This window comes from Marilutibacter aestuarii, from assembly GCF_006546775.1.
Lineage (GTDB): Bacteria > Pseudomonadota > Gammaproteobacteria > Xanthomonadales > Xanthomonadaceae > Marilutibacter > Marilutibacter aestuarii.
This window is the reverse complement of sequence record NZ_VICE01000101.1, coordinates 1-17385: the sequence shown is the minus strand read 5'-3', so window position 1 is coordinate 17385 and position 17385 is coordinate 1. Positions and strand designations below refer to the sequence as shown.

Below are 17385 nucleotides of genomic sequence, written 5' to 3'. Positions count from 1 at the left end.
TGGCTGCCCGGTGCCGTCGCCAGCCAGTCGCCCAGGCCCTGCGCCCGCAGGGCCTCGCGCAGGCAGCGCCCGCGCGCCTGCAGGCCAGCGTGGACACATTCGAGCCCCCAGTCGCGCAACTGTGCGAACGCCGCCGCCGACATCGCCAGCCGTTGCGGTTCGGCCACGCCGCCGGCATCGAAGCGCCGCGCGCCGGATGCCAGCGGAGGCGGGCTCGGCGGCGAATCGAAGACCGTGGCGGCCTCGCGCGCGATCCAGTGCTGCTCCAGCGCGACGCCGCGCTCGCGCCAGGCCGGTGACGCCCACAGGTACGCCAGGCCGTAGGCGCCGAGCAGCCATTTGTGTCCGACCGAGGCGACGAAATCGGGCCGCCAGCGCACGATGTCCGCCGGCAGCGCGCCCAGGCTCTGGCTGAGGTCGAGCACCAGCGCCGCGCCGCGCGCATGGGTCGCCGCGGCGATGCGGTCCAGGTCCAGGCGACTGCCGTCGTGCCAGTAGACCTGCGGCAGCGAAACGATGCGCAGGCGCGGCGCGCGGGCGATCGCAGCGAGCACGGCATCGCTCCAGTCGCCCGGCCGGCCATCGTCGCCCACGGGCCGTGCAACCTGCTCCAGGTGCGCGCCGACGTCCTGGCAGCGCTGTTGCCAGGGCAGCAGGTTGGAGGGGAACTGGCCGGCCAGTACCAGCACGGTCTCGTTGGCCGCCAGCGGCAGGTTGCGCGCCGCGAGCGACAGGCCGTAGGCCGCCGACGGCACCAGGGCCACGCCGTCGGCATCGCCATCGAGATGACCCGCAACGCCCCGGCGGACGTCCTCGATCGACGCGCGCCACGCATCCATCTCCAGGCGCCAGGGCGCCGTTCCGGCGTCGAGCGCGCGTTGCGCTGCCTGCTGCACGCGGGCAAGGCGCGGTCCATGCGAGGCGGCGTTCAGGTAGACGACATCCTCGGGCACCCGGAAATCCGCGCGTTGGAAACGCGCCAATGCCTGCGGGGGCGGGGTTTGCGCGCGCGATTGCATGCCGTCGATCCTCATTCGACCATGCTGCCACCGTCATGGCAGGGGTGTCACCCGCGTGCAGGCCACGTCACATCCGCTGCGATAAGCTCGGGGCCATGACATCGACGGCTGCCCACGCCCTGCACGATGCGCCCGCCGAATCCCGGTCCGATGCCGATTCGACGGGGCTGCTGCAGGCCCGCTACCGCAAGGTGCGCGCACGCACCGCCGCCCTGGCCGCGCCGCTGTCCCCCGAGGACGCGATGGTCCAGAGCATGGACGACACCAGTCCGGCGAAGTGGCACCTCGCGCACACCACCTGGTTCTTCGAGCATTTCGTGCTGGGGCGCGATCCGGACTACCGGCCGATCAATCCCGACTGGCACTTCCTGTTCAACAGCTACTACCAGAGCGTGGGGCCGATGCACGCCCGACCCCGGCGCGGCCTGCTCTCGCGTCCTGGCCTGGAGGAAGTGCGCCTGTACCGTGAAGAAGTCGATGCCTGCATCGCGCGGGCCTTCGCCGCCGGCGACATCGACGAGGCCGGCCAGCAGGCGGTGCTGCTGGGCACGCACCATGAACAGCAGCACCAGGAACTGCTGCTGACCGACATCAAGCACGCGCTGTGGTGCAATCCGCTGCGCCCGCCGTACCGCGGGGACCTCGCGCACGACGCAGGCACCGGCACGGCGGCGCCGCTGGCCTGGCAGGGCTTCGACGAGCGCATCGTGGAGCTGGGCCATGCGCCCTGGCCGGGCGAGCCGGGTTTCGCCTATGACAACGAATCGCCCCCGCATCGCGTGCTGGTGCCGGCGCACGCGCTGGCGTCGCGCCCGGTGAGCAACGCCGAGTTCCGGGCCTTCATCGAAGACGGCGGCTACCGCAACGTCGCGTTGTGGATGAGCGAGGGCTGGGCGCGCGTGCAGGCCGAGGGCTGGGCGCGGCCGCTGTACTGGGAGCCCGACCTCGAGCACGCGTACACGCTGGGGGGCATGCGCCCGATCGAAGCCGGCGCGCCGGTCTGCCACCTGAGCTACTTCGAAGCCGACGCCTTCGCGCGCTGGGCCGGCGCGCGCCTGCCGACCGAAGCCGAGTGGGAGAGCGCCGCCCTGCACCTGCCGGTGCGCGGCCACTTCGCCGACGACGACCGCTTCCACCCGCGGGCGGCGCCGGCCGAGAGCCCGCAGCTGTTCGGCGACGTCTGGGAGTGGACCTCCACCGCCTATGGGCCGTACCCGGGCTTCCGGCCACTGCCCGGCTCGCTGGGCGAATACAACGGCAAGTTCATGTGCGGACAGTGGGTGCTGCGCGGCGGCAGCTGCGCCACGCCGCGCGACCATGTGCGCGCCAGCTACCGCAATTTCTTCTACCCCCCCGACCGCTGGCAGTTCTCGGGCCTGCGCTTGGCCAAGGACGCACCATGACGCCGACCGCCCGGACCATGCCCCCGCTCACCGACCTGCATCCCAGCCCCGACGACATCCTCGGCGACACCCTCGCCGGCCTCTCGGCCACGCCCAAGCGGCTGTCGTCGAAGTATTTCTACGATGCGCGCGGCTCGCAGCTGTTCGAGCAGATCACCCGCCAGCCGGAGTACTACCTCACCCGTGTCGAGCTGGGCCTGCTGGACTCGGCGATGCGTTCGATCGCCGAGGCCGTCAACGACTGCCCGCACGTGGTCGAGTACGGCAGCGGCAGCGGCCGCAAGACGCAGCTGTTGCTCGAGGGCCTGGTGGATCCGGTCGCCTACACGCCGATCGAGATCTCGCGCAGCGCGCTCCTGGCCAGTGTCGAGCGCCTGGCCGAGGCCTTCCCCGACATCGAGATGCTGCCGGTCTGCGCCGACTTCACCCAGCCCGTGCCCTTGCCGCGCCCCGAGCGCCCCGCCCGGCACACCCTGGTGTTCTTTCCGGGCTCGACGCTGGGCAACTTCACCTTCGACGTCGCCGAACGCCTGCTGCGCGCGATGCGCGAAACCATGGGACCGCGGGGGCAGGCGCTGGTCGGCATCGACCTGGTCAAGGACGTCGCGCGCATCGAGGCGGCCTACAACGATGCGGCCGGGGTCACCGCCGCGTTCACCCTCAACCTGCTGACCCGCCTCAACCGCGACGTCGGCAGCGACTTCGACGTCGAGGCCTTCGAGCACCTGGCGCGCTACTCGAGCGAACGCGAGCGCATCGAGACCTTCCTCGTCAGCCGCCGCGACCAGGACGTCCACGTCGACGGCCGTCGGTTCCACTTCGAGGCCGGCGAAGCGATGCAGGTGGAGTACAGCCACAAGTACACCGATGCGAGCTTCGACGCGCTCGCCGGCCGCGCGGGGCTGCGCGTCACCCGGCGCTGGAACGCCCCCGGCGACGACTTCGGCCTGCGCCTGTTGCAGCCGATGTGATCACCCGGCCGTGAGGCCGGGCCCTGGCGTCGCCAGGGACGCCACGCGGCGATCCATCGCACCCGGCCCCGGTGCCCGCTGCCCGCGGCGGTCGCCACGAAACACGCTGCGCGGACGCCCGAACGCCGCCGAACCAGGAGACCCGACATGAGTGACGCCCCCAAGCCGCCCGCCCGCTACGACGACCTGCGCGCACTGTTCCTCAACTGCACGCTCAAGCGCAGCGGCGTCGATTCGCATACCGAGCGACTGGCCCGTGTCGCCGCGGGCGTGATGGAGGCCAATGGCGTCAACGTCGAGATCCTGCGCCCGGTCGACCTCGACCTGGCACCGGGCGTGCAGCCCGACATGACCGAACACGGCTTCGAGCGCGACGACTGGCCCGGCCTGTGCCGCAAGGTCATGGCGGCCGACATCCTGGTGCTGTGCACGCCGATCTGGCTGGGCGAGGAAAGCTCGGTCTGCCGCCGCGTGATCGAACGGCTCTACGCCGAGTCCGGCAAGCTCAACGACAAGGGCCAGTACATCTACTACGGCCGCGTCGGGGGTTGCCTGGTGACCGGCAACGAGGACGGCATCAAGCACTGCGCGATGACCATGCAGTACGCCATGCAGCACCTGGGCTACACGATCCCGCCGCAGGCCGACGCCGGCTGGATCGGCGAGGCCGGGCCGGGCCCGTCCTACGGCGACGATGGCGCTGGCTTCGACAACGACTTCACCCAGCGCAACACCACCTTCATGGCCTGGAACCTGATGCACCTGGCGCGCCTGCTCAAGGACGCCGGCGGCATCCCCGCCCACGGCAACCAGCGCGACAAGTGGGACGCCGGCTGCCGCTTCGACCATCCGAATCCGGAGTATCGGTGATTGGTGATTGGTGATTGGTGATTGGTGATTCGGCGTGAGGCGCGCGCTCCTGCCGCCACATGCTTGGTGCCAACAGGCCCAAAAACGCTCGTGAGATGACGTAGCCCGGGTAAGCGCAGCGCACCCGGGGCTTGCGCGGTCTCCCGGGTGCGCTGCGCTTACCCGGGCTACGGGGTTTCGTCGATGGCTGCCTGGCCTCAGGCCGCGGCGGCGTCGGTGGCGGGCTTGCGGTCGCCGTTGCGGAGCAGGCGGGTGATGCCGACGGCGGCTTCGCGGCCTTCGAACGCCGCGGTCACCACCAGGTCGGCGCCGCGAACGGCGTCGCCGCCGGCGAACACGCGCGGGTGGGCGGTCTGGTACGGACGCTCGCCGTGCTCGCCCGAGGTGCGGATGCGGCCATCGGCCTCGAGCTCGATGCCGTGGCGGGCCAGCCACTCCGGCGCATCGGGGCGGAAGCCGAATGCGATGACGACGACGTCGGCTTCGAGCACCGACTCGCTGCCTTCGATGATCTCCGCACGCTGGCGGCCGTGGGCGTCGGGTTCGCCGAGCCGGGTTTCGGCCACGCGGACGCCGGTCACCTGGTCGCCGGCGCCGATGATTTCCAGCGGCTGGCGGTTGAACAGGAAGCGCACGCCTTCCTCGCGCGCATTGGCGACCTCGCGGGCCGAGCCGGGCATGTTGGCTTCGTCGCGGCGGTAGGCGCAGGTCACCTCGGCGGCACCGAGGCGGATCGCGCTGCGCACGCAGTCCATGCCGGTGTCGCCGCCGCCGAGCACGACCACGCGGCGGCCTTTCAGCTCGGGCACCGCGAGGCTGTCTTCCCAGCCGGCGATGGGCTTTCCGGCCGGCTCCGTACCGGTGACCACGCGGCCGTTCTGGACCAGGAAGGGCAGGGCCGGCAGCACGCCCTTGAGGTCCTGGCCGGGCAGGCCGCCGTCGGTGTAGCGGTAACTGCCCAGGCCCAGGAACACGGCGTCGAACTCGTCGAGCAGGGCGTCGAAGCCCACGTCACGCCCGACTTCGGTGCCGAGGCGGAATTCCACGCCCATGCCCTCGAGCAGTTCGCGGCGGGTCTGGATCACCGACTTGTCGAGCTTGAAGCTGGGGATGCCGAACTGCAGCAGGCCGCCGATCTGTTCATAGCGGTCGTACACCACCGCCTGGATGCCCGCGTGGGCGAGCCGGTCGGCACAGGACAGGCCGGCCGGCCCGGCTCCGACCACCGCCACCCGCCGGCCGGTCGGCACCACGCGCGACATATCGGGCGTCCAGCCCTCGGCGACCGCACGGTCGACGATGTACTTCTCCACCGCGCCGATGGTGACCGCGCCGAAGCCGTCGTTGAGCGTGCAGGCGCCTTCGCACAGGCGATCCTGCGGGCACACGCGACCGCAGATCTCCGGCAGCGGATTGGTTTCGTGGCACAGGGTCGCCGCCTCGTGGACGCGGTCCTCGCGGGCGAGCTCCAGCCAGTTCGGGATGTAGTTGTGCAGCGGGCACTTCCACGAGCAGTACGGATTGCCGCAATCCAGGCAGCGCTCGGCCTGGTGCTTGGCGGTATCGGCGTTGAACGCGCCGTACAGCTCGCCCCAGTCGCCGTCGCGCCGCAGCGCCAGCGGGATCCGCGCGGGCATCTTGCGCGGCAGGTCGAGGAACTCGAACACGTTCTTGCGAGGGGCTGGCTTCTTGTTCATCTCACCCGGGACTCTGGTCATGCGGGCCTTCAGCCCCCTTGGTAAGGGGGCGCCCCGCAGGGGCGGGGTTCGGGAAGGCATAGTGGGGCCCGGGATTTGCCGCGCAAATCCTGGGGATGTTGAGGCGTAGCCAAGACATCACGCAGCCCTCTTGAGGGTATCGGCCAGCGAGGCCAGGCTGGCGGCCTTCGGCTTCACCAGCCAGAACTTGCCGACGTAGTCGCGCATCTCGTCGAGGATGCGCCGGGTGCGCGGGCTGCCGGTATGCAGCGCGTGCGCCTCCAGTAGCTCGCGCAGGTGCGAGCGGTGGTGCTCGAAACCGTCGCCGGCGATGCGCACGATGTCGATCAGCTCGTGGTTGTAGCGGTCGACGAAGTCGCGTTCGAGGTCGAGCACGTAGGCCATGCCGCCGGTAAAACCGGCGCCGAAGTTCAGCCCGGTGCGGCCCAGCACCGCGACCACGCCGCCGGTCATGTACTCGCAGCAGTGGTCGCCAGCGCCTTCGATCACCGCCACCGCGCCGGAATTGCGCACGCCGAAGCGCTCGCCGGCGCGGCCCGCGGCATACAGCTCGCCGCCGGTGGCGCCGTACAGGCAGGTGTTGCCGATGATCGGCGACTCGTGGGTGGCCCAGCGTGCGTCCGCGGGCGGGCGCACGACGATGCGGCCGCCGGCCATGCCCTTGCCGACGTAGTCGTTGCCTTCGCCGACCAGCTCGTGGTGCAGGCCGCCGGCGTTGAACGCGCCGAAGCTCTGGCCCGCGGTGCCGTTGAAGCGCAGGGTGATCGGTGCATCGGCCATGCCGTGGTCGCCGTGCGCGCGGGCGATCGTGCCGGACAGGCGCGTCCCGATGCTGCGGTCGGTGTTGCGGATGTCGAACTCGAACTCGCCGCCGCGCTTGTGCGCGATGGCGTCGGCCAGGGCCTCGTCCAGCCGCGCGGACAGCCCGCCGGGTGCCGGCGTGGGCTGCGGCATCCCGCAATGGCCCCCGTGCGCCAGGCCCTCGACGGCCAGCAAGGGTGCGAGGTCGAGCCGGCGTCCGTGCGCGCCTTCGCGCTCGACCTGCGCCAGCAGGTCGGCACGGCCGACGATCTCGCCCAGGGTACGCGCGCCCAGGCTCGCCAGCAGTTCGCGCACCTCCTCCGACAGCAGCCGGAAGAAGTTCTCGACGCGCTCGGGCAGGCCGGTGAAATGCGCGCTGCGCAGGCGCTCGTCCTGGGTGGCGACGCCGGTGGCGCAGTTGTTGAGGTGGCAGATCCGCAGGTACTTGCAGCCCAGGGTGATCATCGGCGCGGTGCCGAAGCCGAAGCTCTCGGCGCCCAGCAAGGCTGCCTTGACCACGTCGAGGCCAGTCTTCAGGCCGCCGTCGGTCTGCAGGATCACGCGGTCGCGCAGCTTGTTCGCGACCAGCGCCTGGCGCGCCTCCGACAGGCCGATCTCCCAGGGCGTGCCGGCGTAGCGGATGGACGACAGCGGGCTCGCGCCGGTGCCGCCGTCGTGGCCGGAGATGGTGATCAGGTCGGCGCCTGCCTTGGCCACGCCCGCGGCGATCGTGCCGACGCCGGCGTGCGACACCAGCTTGACCGACACCAGCGCATCGGGATTGACCTGCTTGAGGTCGAAGATCAGCTGCGCGAGGTCTTCGATCGAATAGATGTCGTGGTGCGGCGGCGGCGAGATCAGGCCAATGCCCGGCGTCGCATGGCGCAGGCGCGCGATCAGCTCGTTGACCTTGTGGCCGGGCAGCTGGCCGCCCTCGCCGGGCTTGGCGCCCTGCGCGACCTTGATCTGCAGAACCTCTGCATTGACCAGGTAGTGCGGAGTGACGCCGAAGCGGCCGGAGGCGATCTGCTTGATCTTCGACGCCTTGTCGGTGCCATAGCGCACCGGGTCCTCGCCGCCCTCGCCGGAATTGCTGCGGCCGCCGAGGCGGTTCATGGCGATGGCAAGCGCCTCGTGTGCCTCCGGCGACAGCGCGCCGAGGCTGATCGCCGCGGTGTCGAAGCGGCGCACCAGCGCGTCGATGCCCTCGACCTCGTCCAGCGGCACCGGCGCCGCCGACGGGCGCAGGGCGAGCAGGTCGCGCAGGGCCGCTGTAGGCCGCAGGTTGACCGTGTCGGCGTAGCGCTGCCAGTCCGCGCGCTCGCCGGTCAGCACCGCGCGTTGCAGGTTCATCACCACGTCGGGGTTGTACTGGTGGTACTCGCCGCCGGGCTTGAACTTCAGCAGGCCGCCGATCTCCGGCAGCGCGTTGTCGTCCCAGGCATGGCCGGCCAGGTGCGCCGCGTCGGCCTGCAGGCTGGCGAAGCCGGCGCCGCCGATGCGCGCGGGCGCGCCGTCGAAGCACAACGCCACGACTTCGCGGTCCAGGCCGATGATCTCGAAGAGCTGCGCGCCGCGATAACTGCCGATCGTGCTGATGCCCATCTTCGAGATGATCTTCAGCAGGCCCTTCTTGATGCCTCGGCGGTAGCTGCGCCCGATCTGCGCGATCTCGCCGTCCGGCGCCTTGAGGATGCCGCGGGTGCCGAGGTCGTGCAGGGTCTGGTACGCCAGGTACGGATACACCGCGGTCGCGCCGAACCCGATCAGGCAGGCGAAGTGGTGCGGGTCGCGCGCGGTGCCGGTTTCGACGATCAGGTTGACCTCGCAGCGCAGGCCGGTGCGCACCAGGTGCTGGTGCACCGCGCCGGTGGCCAGCAGGGCGTGGACCATCAGGCGGCCGCGCTCGGGGTAGCGGTCGCTGAGGATCAACATGGTGCGGCCGGCGCGTGCGGCGGCCTCGGATTCCGCGCACAGGCGTCGCAGCGCGGCCTGCAGGCCTTCGTCGGGGTCGTAGTCGAGCTTCAGCAGGCGGTGCGCGGTGTCGTAGGGCGCCATCGCCAGAAGCTGGCGGATCTTGCGCTGCGACATGACCGGTGAATTCAGCAGGACGTGGCGGACGTTGTCGGGCCCTTCGACGAAGATGTTGCCCTCGCGGCCCAGCTGGGTCGCGAGCGACATGACGCAGTCCTCGCGCAGCGGGTCCATCGGCGGGTTGGTGACCTGCGCGAAGGCCTGGCGAAAGCAGTCGTACAGCGGGCGCACCTGCTGGCTGATCGCGGCCACCGGCACGTCGTCGCCCATCGAGCCGGTCGCTTCCTGCTCGGTTTCGGCCAGCGGGCGCAGCACCTGCTCGCGCTCCTCGCGGGTCAGCTGGTAGAGCTTCTGGAAGGTCGCGAGGGTGGACGGGTCGAACGGCTCGGCCGCGGTGCTCGGGTCGATCAGCTCGTTCTGCAGGTAGGTCATGCCCTGCTTCAGCCAGCGCTTGTAAGGTGCGCGGCCGCGGTTGATGCGGTCGATGGCGTCGGTGTCCAGCAGCTCGCCGGCCTGCAGGTCGACCGCGATCATCTCGCCCGGGCCGAGCTTGCCCTTGGCCTCGATCTCGGCGGTGGGCAGGTCCCATACGCCGGCCTCGGAGGCGATCATGAAATGGCGGTCGCGGCTGAGCGACCAGCGCGCCGGGCGCAGGCCGTTGCGGTCCAGCGAGCAGGCCGCGTAGCGCGCGTCGCAGGTGACGATGCCGGCGGGACCGTCCCACGGCTCGGTGTTGAGCGCGTAGTACTCGTAGAACGCGGCGAGGTCGGCGTCCTTGTACTCCAGCGACTGCGTCGCCGGCGGGATCAGGATGCGCATGGCCTTGAGCAGGTCCATGCCGCCGGCCTCGAGCAGCTCCAGCATCTCGTCCAGGCTCTGCGAATCCGAGCCCTTGATGTTGATGACCGGATCGAACTCGCGCGGGTCCAGCGTCGGCGTGCGCCACGCATGCGCGCGCGCCTGCGCCCAGGCGCGGTTGCCGGCGATGGTGTTGATCTCGCCGTTGTGCGCAAGCATGCGGAACGGCTGCGCCAGCGGCCAGCGCGGGGTCGTGTTGGTGGAGAAGCGCTGGTGGAACACCACCGCGCTGCTGGCCAGGTCGGCGCGCTGCAGGTCCGGGTAGAAGGTCGCCAAGTGCTCCGGCATGACCATGCCCTTGTAGCCGATGGTGCTCGACGACAGCGTCACCGCGTAGACGTCGTCGAACGCCTCTCCGAGCGCGCGCAGGCGCTGCTCCGCGCGACGGCGCGCCAGGTACAGCGCGTGCAGGAAGGCCGCGGGGTCGGGGCGCTCGCCATCGATGTCGACGGCCGGCACCACGAACAGTTGTTCGATGCGCGGCAGCGAGGCCTTGGCGAGTTCGCCGCAGACCGAGGTGTCGACCGGCACCACGCGCCAGCCGGCGACGGCCAGCTTCACTTCGCGCAGGGCGAGGGAGAACGTCTCGCGCGCCTTCGCCGCCGCGGCGTCGTCGTGCGGCAGGAAGACCAGGCCGGCGGCAAAACGCTGGCCCAGCGCGATGCCCGCCTCGCCGGCAAGCGCGCGCAGGAAGGCGTCCGGGCGTCGCAGCAACAGGCCGCAGCCGTCGCCCGACAGGCCGTCGGCAGCGAGTCCGCCGCGGTGGGTCATGCGGGACAGCGCCGCCAGCGCCTGTTTCACCAGCAATGCGCTCGGTCGATCGTCGAGCTGGGCGATCAGGCCGAAACCGCAGGCATCGCGCTCGTCGCGCGGATCGTACAGGCCTTCGGTGCTGGGTTGTTGCGCTGGATCCATGGACTGCGTGCTCCGCGGGTGGCGTTGCCGGATGGCATAGGGCCGCGGGCGCGCGACGCTGGAGAACGCGGAAGCGGCGCCTCGGTTCGCTCGCGCGATCCGGCCGGCCTTGAGCCAAGGGTCTCCCGACTAAAGCACATATTGTGCGCTGCGGCAAATCGAGTGGGCGTCGCTAAACAGTTGAAATTGAAACTATTTTCCGGAGGGCGCAGTCCCCAGCCGGTCGCCCATGCGACCAATGGACGACAGCGGCGGGCCGCCCGCATCGGCCGGATGCAGGGCTGCGATAGACTGCGCGCCCGTCCCCCGCAGGCGTCCCCGTGTCCGTGCCCCACGTTCCCGCCGCGCGTCGAGCCGCCCTGGTCTTCATCTTCTTCGTGGTGTTGCTGGACGTACTCGCCTTCGGCCTCATCATCCCGGTGCTGCCGCACCTGATCGAGGGTTTCGTCGGCGGCGATACCGCGGACGCGGCGGTATGGGTGGGCATATTCGGCGTGGTGTTCGCGGCCATCCAGTTCGTGACCGCGCCCATCCAGGGCGCGCTGTCGGACCGCTTCGGCCGGCGCCCGGTGATCCTGCTGTCCTGCCTGGGCCTTGCACTGGACTTCGTGTTCATGGCCCTGGCGCACACCCTGCCCCTGTTGCTGGTGGGCCGGATCATCGCCGGCATTACCTCGGCGAGCTTCACCACCGCCAATGCCTACATCGCCGACGTGGTCCCGGCCGAACAGCGGGCGAAGAGCTACGGCATGATCGGCGCCGCCTTCGGCATCGGCTTCGTGATAGGGCCGCTGCTCGGCGGCTGGCTGGGCGAGATCCACCTGCGCCTGCCGTTCTGGTTCGCCGCCGGACTGGCCTTGCTGAACTTCCTTTACGGCTGGTTCGTGCTGCCCGAATCGCTGCCGCCAGCCAAGCGCAGTGCACGTTTCGAGTGGCGCGATGCCAACCCGGTCGGCTCGCTGGGGCTGCTCAAGCGCTATCCGCAGGTGATTGGCCTGGCGGCGGTGGTCTGCCTGGCGAACCTAGCGCACTACGTCTATCCGAGCGTGTTCGTGCTGTTCGCCGACTACCGCTTCGGGTGGGGGCCTCGCGAGGTCGGTTGGGTGCTGGCCGCGGTGGGGGTATGCAGCATCCTGGTCAACGCCCTGCTCGTGGGTCGCGTGGTCGGCTGGCTGGGCGAACGTCGCACGCTGTTGCTGGGCCTGGGCGCCGGCGTGGTCGGGTTCCTGGTCTACGGCCTGGCCGACCGCGGCGGCCTGTGGTTGCTGGGCATCCCGATCAGCGCCCTGTGGGCCCTGGCCTCGCCGGCCACCCAGGCCCTGGTCACGCGCGAAGTGGGGCCGGAGGTCCAGGGAAGGATCCAGGGCGCGCTGATGAGCCTGATCGCCATGGCCGGCATCGTCGGCCCCGGTCTCTTCGCTGGCAGCTTCGGGTACTTCATCGACGCCGCGCGCCCGGTCGCGCATCCCGGCGCCCCCTGGCTGATCGCCGCGGCCATCCTGGCCGTGGCGGTCGTCATCGCCTGGGCCAAGGCGCCCCGGCTGGCGCCGCGCGGGTATCCGGTCGAGGCCGACGGGCCGGCCACGCCCGTCGACGGCACCCCGGGCCCGTGACCCACGGCGCTCGTGTCCTGCGCGGGGCGCGCATACTCTGCACGTGCCCCTCTCATGGAGATGTCCGATGCGCGTGCTGATCCCCGTCCTGTCCCTGGCGTTGGCAAGCGCCCTCCTGGCCGGTTGCGGCGCCGGGCAGTACCACGACACCCGCGACGCGGTCGACGCGCGGCCCGAGTGCAGCGGCATGCGCGGCGACAGCAAGGGGGAGCCGGTGCCGGCCTGGTGCGAGCGCGAGCAGGGCATGACCTGGTCGTCCGACGACGACGACGCGGTCGAGCTCGATTTCAGCGGCAACAAGGGCGACGACTGAGGCTGTCCGGCTGTTCCTGTGTCGCGAAACTGCACGCACGACGCACGATGGGTTTTGCTTCGCGCTATCCATCCTATGGTGCCGCCTCTGCCACCGTCTCGCAGGGTGGGTAGAGCCAAAGGCGAAACCCGCCGCCGGTCGCTCGCATGCAAGATGCACTGATGGGTTTTGCTTCGCGCTACCCATCCTGCGGTGCCGCCTCCGCCCTCGTCTCGTAGGGTGGGTAGAGCCAAAGGCGAAACCCACCGTCGCGAAGCTGCACGCAGGACGCACGGTCGGTCTTGCTTCGCGCGACCCATCCTGCGAGTTGGAAAGGTGAAGCGACGCCGTCAGGCGGGCGCGTCCGGCGCAGGTGCCTCCGAGGGCAGGGCCTGTGCGAATGTCGCCACCAGGTCGTCGATCCGCCAATGCGCCTCGCGCGCGGTTGCCCGCGCCTCGGCCAGGCGCGCGGCCAGCGATCGCTGGTCGCGCGGCGCCACCACCAGCACACCGCACAGGCGCATGCCTTCCTCGTGGAGGCGTACTTCGCAGTCCTCGACCCAGTCCAGTGCCATGACCCGCGTGCGGATGCGCTCGACCACGGGATCGGCCTGGCCGCGCTCCACGGTCTCGGGCCGCGCATCGTGGAGGTCGCGGATCGCATGCAGCATGTTGCGCACGCCGTCGTGCAGCACGTCGGCGGCGATCACCAGCGCGGCGACCGCATCGGCCCACCACCAGCCGAAGCCGATCCCGATGATGCCCGCCACGCCCGCCAGCGCCGTCATCCAGTCGGCCTTGTTCATGTCCGCGTCGGTGTGCAGCGGCTTGAGGTGCAGTTCGCGCGCGAGCTGCATCTTCAGCCGGCCCAGGATCACCGGCGGGATCGCGCTGGCCAGCAGGGCCGCTATCATCACCCAGCCCAGCCAGACGTGATGGCCGAACAGCTGCACGCTGCCGATGGCGGGATGCTCGCGCGTGACCAGCGCGATCATGTTGTCGACCACCAGCCAGATGCCCACGCCCGAGAGCGCCACCGCCGCGGCGAGGAAGGCGATGTCGAAGGCGCGCGCGCGACCGTTGACGTAGGTCGCGTCAGGCGGCTTGCGCGAGAAGCGCGCGGCCAGTAGGAAGCCCAGCGGCGGCACCATGCTCAGCAGGTCCTCGGCCCAGGCGGTCTTCATCGCCTGCGACTCGCCCATCGCCAGGTACATCAACACGGCGGTGCAGGCCAGCGCGACCAGGGTGACCGCGCTCAGCCGCTCCGCGCGGCGGAGCAGCGCGGCCTGCCGGGGCGGCAACGGATGGTGGGGACGCATGCTCATCGGGCGTCGCTCGCGAGGTGGGCACGCGCCGCGTCGCTCCGGAGGTAGGCCTCGACGTCCAGCTGCCAGGCGTTCTCGCCAGGCGGCAGGGCCAGCACCCGCATCACCGGCGTGCCCGATTCATCGAGGTCGCGGAACGGCTCGCTCAGGGCCACGCGCTTCTTCCATGGGGAGTCGGGCGCGGTGCCGCCCACGACGAGGTCGAGGCCGAAGTCCTCGAGTCGTTGCATCAGCCGGTCATGGGTACCGACCTGCCAGTCCACCCGAGCGTCGTGGCGTGCGGCGAAGGCTTCCACCAGGCGCACTTCGGGCCCTGATGGCGCTTGGCCAGGGGCGAGCACGACGAAGGGCGGATCGTGTACGACCCCGGCGTGCAGCACGCCCCCCTGGACCCGCGCCAGGGTCTGTTCGGGATCGCGCGGGTACGCGTTGCAGGCACACAGTCCCGCCAGGGCCAGGGTGGCCAGGCAGCGCAGCAGCCATGCGGGAAAGGGAGCAGCGGGCATCGGGCGGACTTCGGTCGGGAAGACGGATGCGCAGTGTCGGCGCCGGCGCGTGTGGGCCAGGTGCAGGCGCCGGTGCCGGGGCGCGGATCTTGGCGCGGCCTTGATCCACGATCCGCTATCGATTCGCGATGACCGCCCATTCGCCATCCCGCCAACAAGACCCCGAGGGCGCGCGCCAGGCCCGCGAGGCCGGCCTGCGCCATGTCAGCGACGCGATGCCCGGGTACTCGCGCCACCGCCGGGGGCGTGGGTTCGCCTACCGCGACCCGGAGGGACGCATCGTCCGTGATCCGGCCCTGCTCGCGCGCTTCAAGGCGCTGGCGATTCCGCCGGCCTACACCGACGTGTGGATCAGCCGCTTCGCCAACGGGCACCTGCAGGCCACCGGCCGCGATGCGCGCGGGCGCAAACAGTATCGTTACCACCCGGACTGGCAGCAGGCGAGCGGCGAAGGCAAGTTCGAGCGCATCGTCGCCTTCGGACGCGCCCTGCCACGGTTGCGCAGGCACGTGCGCAAGGACTTGGGCGAGCGCGGCTGGCCCAAGCGCAAGGTGCTCGCCCTCGCGGTGGCGGTGATGGCCGAGACCCTGTTGCGGGTCGGCAACGAGGCCTACCGGCGCGAGAACGGCTCGTTTGGCCTGACCACCTTGCGCAACCGCCACGTCGGTTTCCTCAAGGGAGGACGCGTGCAGTTCCGCTTCAAGGGCAAGTCCGGCCTGCGCCACGAGGCCGCGCTCGACGATGCGCGCCTGGCGCGGCAGCTGCGCCTGGTCCAGCAATTGCCCGGGCAGTGGCTGTTCCAGTACCGCGATGACGAGGGCGACGTGGTCCCGGTGGATTCGGGCGACATCAACGATTACCTGCACGACGCGATGGGCGAGGCCTTCACCGCCAAGGACTTCCGCACCTGGGGCGCGACGCTCGCCGCATTCCAGCGCCTGGCGACCACGCCCTTGCCCGAGGGGCGCGATGGCGCGGCGCCCTCGGAGCGCGCGCTGAAGGCGGTCGAAACGGCGGTGCTGTCGGAGGTCGCCGGCCTGCTCGGCAACACCCCGGCGGTGTGCCGTCGCGCCTACGTCGATCCCACGGTCTGGGCGGGATGGCGGGACGGGCGGGTGCACCGCGCGGCCGCCCGCGGTGGCGCTAACGGCGCCCGCGGCGCGCGTCAATGGGAACTCGCTGCGCTCGCTTTCCTCAAGCGCGCCCGGCGGGACTGAACGGTTTTCACCTGCCTTGGCCGCGCGGCGCGGGAGACTGGCCATCGTCCACCACGATCAGGGAGGCGCCACCATGGCGACCTGCGACGTTTGCGGCAACGAATACGACAAGGCGTTCACCGTCACCACGGCCTGGGGCAGCGGCACCTTCGACTCGTTCGAATGCGCCATCCAGCGCACCGCGCCGACCTGCGCGCATTGCAGCTGCCGCGTCATCGGCCACGGCGTTGAAGCCGACGGTACGGTCTATTGCTGCGCGCACTGCGCGCGGCACAACGGCGTGAAGGGGCTCGACGACCGGGTCTGACGTCCATGCCACGGTCGCCGTGGCAACGGACGGAGGGCGTCAGCCGCAGCGCAGGTTGCTGATGTTGCCGTCCTCGTCGACGTCCACGTTGAGCCGGCTTTCGACGAACTCCAGTGTCACCATCATCCCCGGCTTGATGACGCGCACGCGCTCGGCGCCGCTGGCGATGCGCGCCTGTTCGATGTTCGCCTCGTTGGCGGGCTTGCCGATGGCATCGGCCTTGGCTTTCTCGGGATCGCAGGTCTTGAGCATGGGGGGCATGGGGTCCGACATGGGCGGCGCCTGGCGCGACGTGGTCGCCGGAGGCGCGGCGGGGGAGCAGGCCGCCACCGACAGCAGGGCCACGCCGAGCGTGGACAGGGTCAGGCAGCGGAGGCGGGTGCGGCGATCGAACGCGGTCATCGGGCGGCTCCGTCTCAGCCGCAGCGGATGCCGGTGATGGCGCCGCGATCGTTGACGTCGATGTTCACCCGGTCCGGGCGGTAGTCCATCGTCGCCGCCATGCCGGGCGTGAGCACGCGGGCGTCGCGGCTGCCGGTGTCCTGCAGGATGCGGTTGACGACGTCCTGGTCGGGGGCATTGCCGATCGCCCAGTGCGCACCCTGCGCGTTGCAGGTGCCCGCCGTTTGCGCGGTGGGAGGCGGGGAGGCGGTGGTCGCGCAGGCAGCCAGCGCGAGCAGGACGGAGGCGGACGCAGCGAGGGGCAGCAAGCGGATCGGGGTGGACATGGGAACGCTCCTGAACAGGCTCAGGCCGCAGCCTACACCCCGCCCGTGCGCGTGGCATGAAGGCCCGGCAACGCCACGGCGTTGTCGTCCGCACTGCCGGCGAGCGCCAGCAACAGGCGCGCCAGGGTCACCACGTCCTGGTGGTTGTGCGCGCAGACGCGGCGCAGGTCCGTCGAGGGCCCGCCGCGCAGGTAGCCCAGCCACGCGGCAGGCGCCTGGGCACCGGGCAGGTCGTCTTCGCGGACGATTCCGAGCAGCCTGCGCTCGATCGTCGCGAGCCGGCAGTCTTCCCAACGGCCCTTGTGGAAGCGCCGCGTGGGAAACAGCAGGTCCAGGTGCTCGAGTCCGCCCAGCGGCTCGGCCAGCCGGGTCAGCCGGTACCGCGCCTTGAGCAGCGGGGCGTCGTAGCAGCGGCCGTTGTAGCTGCACAGCACGGTATCGGGGGCCAGCCACTCCGCGAAGACGTGGAGCATCGCCGGCTCCGCGGCCATTGTCGTCATCAGCAGTTGCCGCACCCGCAGGCCACCCGCGTGCCAGTCCGCGGCGCCGATCTGGAAGGCGCGGGTGCCCGTACCGCCGGCCAGGCCGGTGGTCTCGGTATCGAAGAACAGGAAGCGCCCGGGGGCGACGGCGTCCTCGCGCCGCGCGAATGCCAGCGGGATGGGCGCGACGGGAGGCATGAACGGCTGCCAGCTCGTGATCAGTCGCAGACCATCGGCGATCGCCTCGCCGGGCAGCTCGCGTACCGTCGCAGGCAACGGGGCCGGCGCCTGGGCACGCAGGCGGGGCGCGAGCAGGCGACGCAGGG

General features: G+C 71.0%; 15 protein-coding genes. 7 read left to right on the top strand and 8 right to left on the bottom strand.

Annotated elements, in window-relative coordinates; translation table 11 throughout:
• The coding region (locus FKV25_RS11055) for an aminotransferase class V-fold PLP-dependent enzyme (protein ID WP_141518866.1) at positions 1 to 1019 on the bottom strand (1019 nt) is incomplete at its 3' end.
• Positions 1020 to 1114: 95 nt separating this feature from the next.
• On the opposite strand from FKV25_RS11055, the gene egtB reads away from it, so the two are divergent.
• The 3 genes from egtB to FKV25_RS11040 all read left to right on the top strand — a co-directional run bounded on the left by egtB (position 1115) and on the right by FKV25_RS11040 (position 4263).
• The gene (gene egtB / locus FKV25_RS11050; RefSeq protein ID WP_141518865.1) at positions 1115 to 2422 is read left to right on the top strand and encodes an ergothioneine biosynthesis protein EgtB; all 1308 of its coding nucleotides are present in this window, start codon (positions 1115 to 1117) and stop codon (positions 2420 to 2422) included.
• The gene (egtD, locus tag FKV25_RS11045; protein ID WP_141518864.1) at positions 2419 to 3393 is read left to right on the top strand and encodes an L-histidine N(alpha)-methyltransferase; all 975 of its coding nucleotides are present in this window, start codon (positions 2419 to 2421) and stop codon (positions 3391 to 3393) included. The genes egtB and egtD overlap by 4 nt, the downstream gene beginning before the upstream one ends.
• 147 nt (positions 3394 to 3540) lie before the next feature.
• Positions 3541 to 4263: a flavodoxin family protein gene (locus tag FKV25_RS11040; RefSeq protein WP_141518863.1), complete on the top strand. Its 723-nt coding sequence runs from the start codon at positions 3541 to 3543 to the stop codon at positions 4261 to 4263.
• Positions 4264 to 4460: 197 nt separating this feature from the next.
• Here FKV25_RS11040 and FKV25_RS11035 read toward each other — a convergent pair whose 3' ends face one another.
• Together FKV25_RS11035 and gltB are read right to left on the bottom strand one after the other, a co-directional pair.
• On the bottom strand, positions 4461 to 5981 hold the full coding sequence (locus FKV25_RS11035; RefSeq protein ID WP_246072061.1) for an FAD-dependent oxidoreductase: 1521 nt from the start codon (positions 5979 to 5981) through the stop codon (positions 4461 to 4463).
• A 117-nt stretch (positions 5982 to 6098) separates the two neighbouring features.
• Complete coding sequence (gene gltB, locus FKV25_RS11030) at positions 6099 to 10589, bottom strand: glutamate synthase large subunit (RefSeq protein ID WP_141518862.1); 4491 nt, start codon at positions 10587 to 10589, stop codon at positions 6099 to 6101.
• Between the two features lie 320 nt (positions 10590 to 10909).
• Here gltB and FKV25_RS11025 point away from each other — a divergent pair, with 320 nt between their 5' ends.
• Positions 10910 to 12202, top strand: a complete 1293-nt coding sequence (locus FKV25_RS11025) for a TCR/Tet family MFS transporter (protein ID WP_141518861.1) — start codon at positions 10910 to 10912, stop codon at positions 12200 to 12202.
• 67 nt (positions 12203 to 12269) lie between these two features.
• Entirely contained in the window at positions 12270 to 12515 is a 246-nt protein-coding gene (locus FKV25_RS11020; protein ID WP_141518860.1) for a hypothetical protein, read from the top strand.
• A gap of 329 nt (positions 12516 to 12844) precedes the next feature.
• Here the strand turns inward: FKV25_RS11020 and FKV25_RS11015 are convergent, their stop codons facing one another.
• Together FKV25_RS11015 and FKV25_RS11010 are read right to left on the bottom strand one after the other, a co-directional pair.
• Positions 12845 to 13819, bottom strand: coding sequence for a cation efflux transmembrane domain-containing protein (locus FKV25_RS11015; protein ID WP_141518859.1), 975 nt, complete (start codon positions 13817 to 13819; stop codon positions 12845 to 12847).
• Positions 13816 to 14325, bottom strand: coding sequence for a transglycosylase SLT domain-containing protein (locus FKV25_RS11010; protein ID WP_141518858.1), 510 nt, complete (start codon positions 14323 to 14325; stop codon positions 13816 to 13818). Before FKV25_RS11010 ends, FKV25_RS11015 begins: the two co-directional genes overlap by 4 nt.
• A gap of 128 nt (positions 14326 to 14453) precedes the next feature.
• Between FKV25_RS11010 and FKV25_RS11005 the strand changes: the two genes are divergently transcribed.
• Both FKV25_RS11005 and FKV25_RS11000 read left to right on the top strand, forming a co-directional pair.
• Complete coding sequence (locus FKV25_RS11005) at positions 14454 to 15542, top strand: DNA topoisomerase IB (RefSeq protein WP_141518857.1); 1089 nt, start codon at positions 14454 to 14456, stop codon at positions 15540 to 15542.
• 73 nt (positions 15543 to 15615) lie between these two features.
• Positions 15616 to 15849: a hypothetical protein gene (locus FKV25_RS11000; RefSeq protein ID WP_141518856.1), complete on the top strand. Its 234-nt coding sequence runs from the start codon at positions 15616 to 15618 to the stop codon at positions 15847 to 15849.
• Positions 15850 to 15888: 39 nt separating this feature from the next.
• On the opposite strand, the gene FKV25_RS10995 is transcribed toward FKV25_RS11000, so the two are convergent.
• The 3 genes from FKV25_RS10995 to FKV25_RS10985 all read right to left on the bottom strand — a co-directional run.
• Positions 15889 to 16251: an I78 family peptidase inhibitor gene (locus FKV25_RS10995; protein ID WP_141518855.1), complete on the bottom strand. Its 363-nt coding sequence runs from the start codon at positions 16249 to 16251 to the stop codon at positions 15889 to 15891.
• A 14-nt stretch (positions 16252 to 16265) separates the two neighbouring features.
• Entirely contained in the window at positions 16266 to 16577 is a 312-nt protein-coding gene (locus tag FKV25_RS10990; RefSeq protein ID WP_141518854.1) for an I78 family peptidase inhibitor, read from the bottom strand.
• A 32-nt stretch (positions 16578 to 16609) separates the two neighbouring features.
• Positions 16610 to 17385: ribonuclease H-like domain-containing protein (locus tag FKV25_RS10985; RefSeq protein ID WP_141518853.1), on the bottom strand; the 776-nt coding region annotated here is incomplete at its 5' end.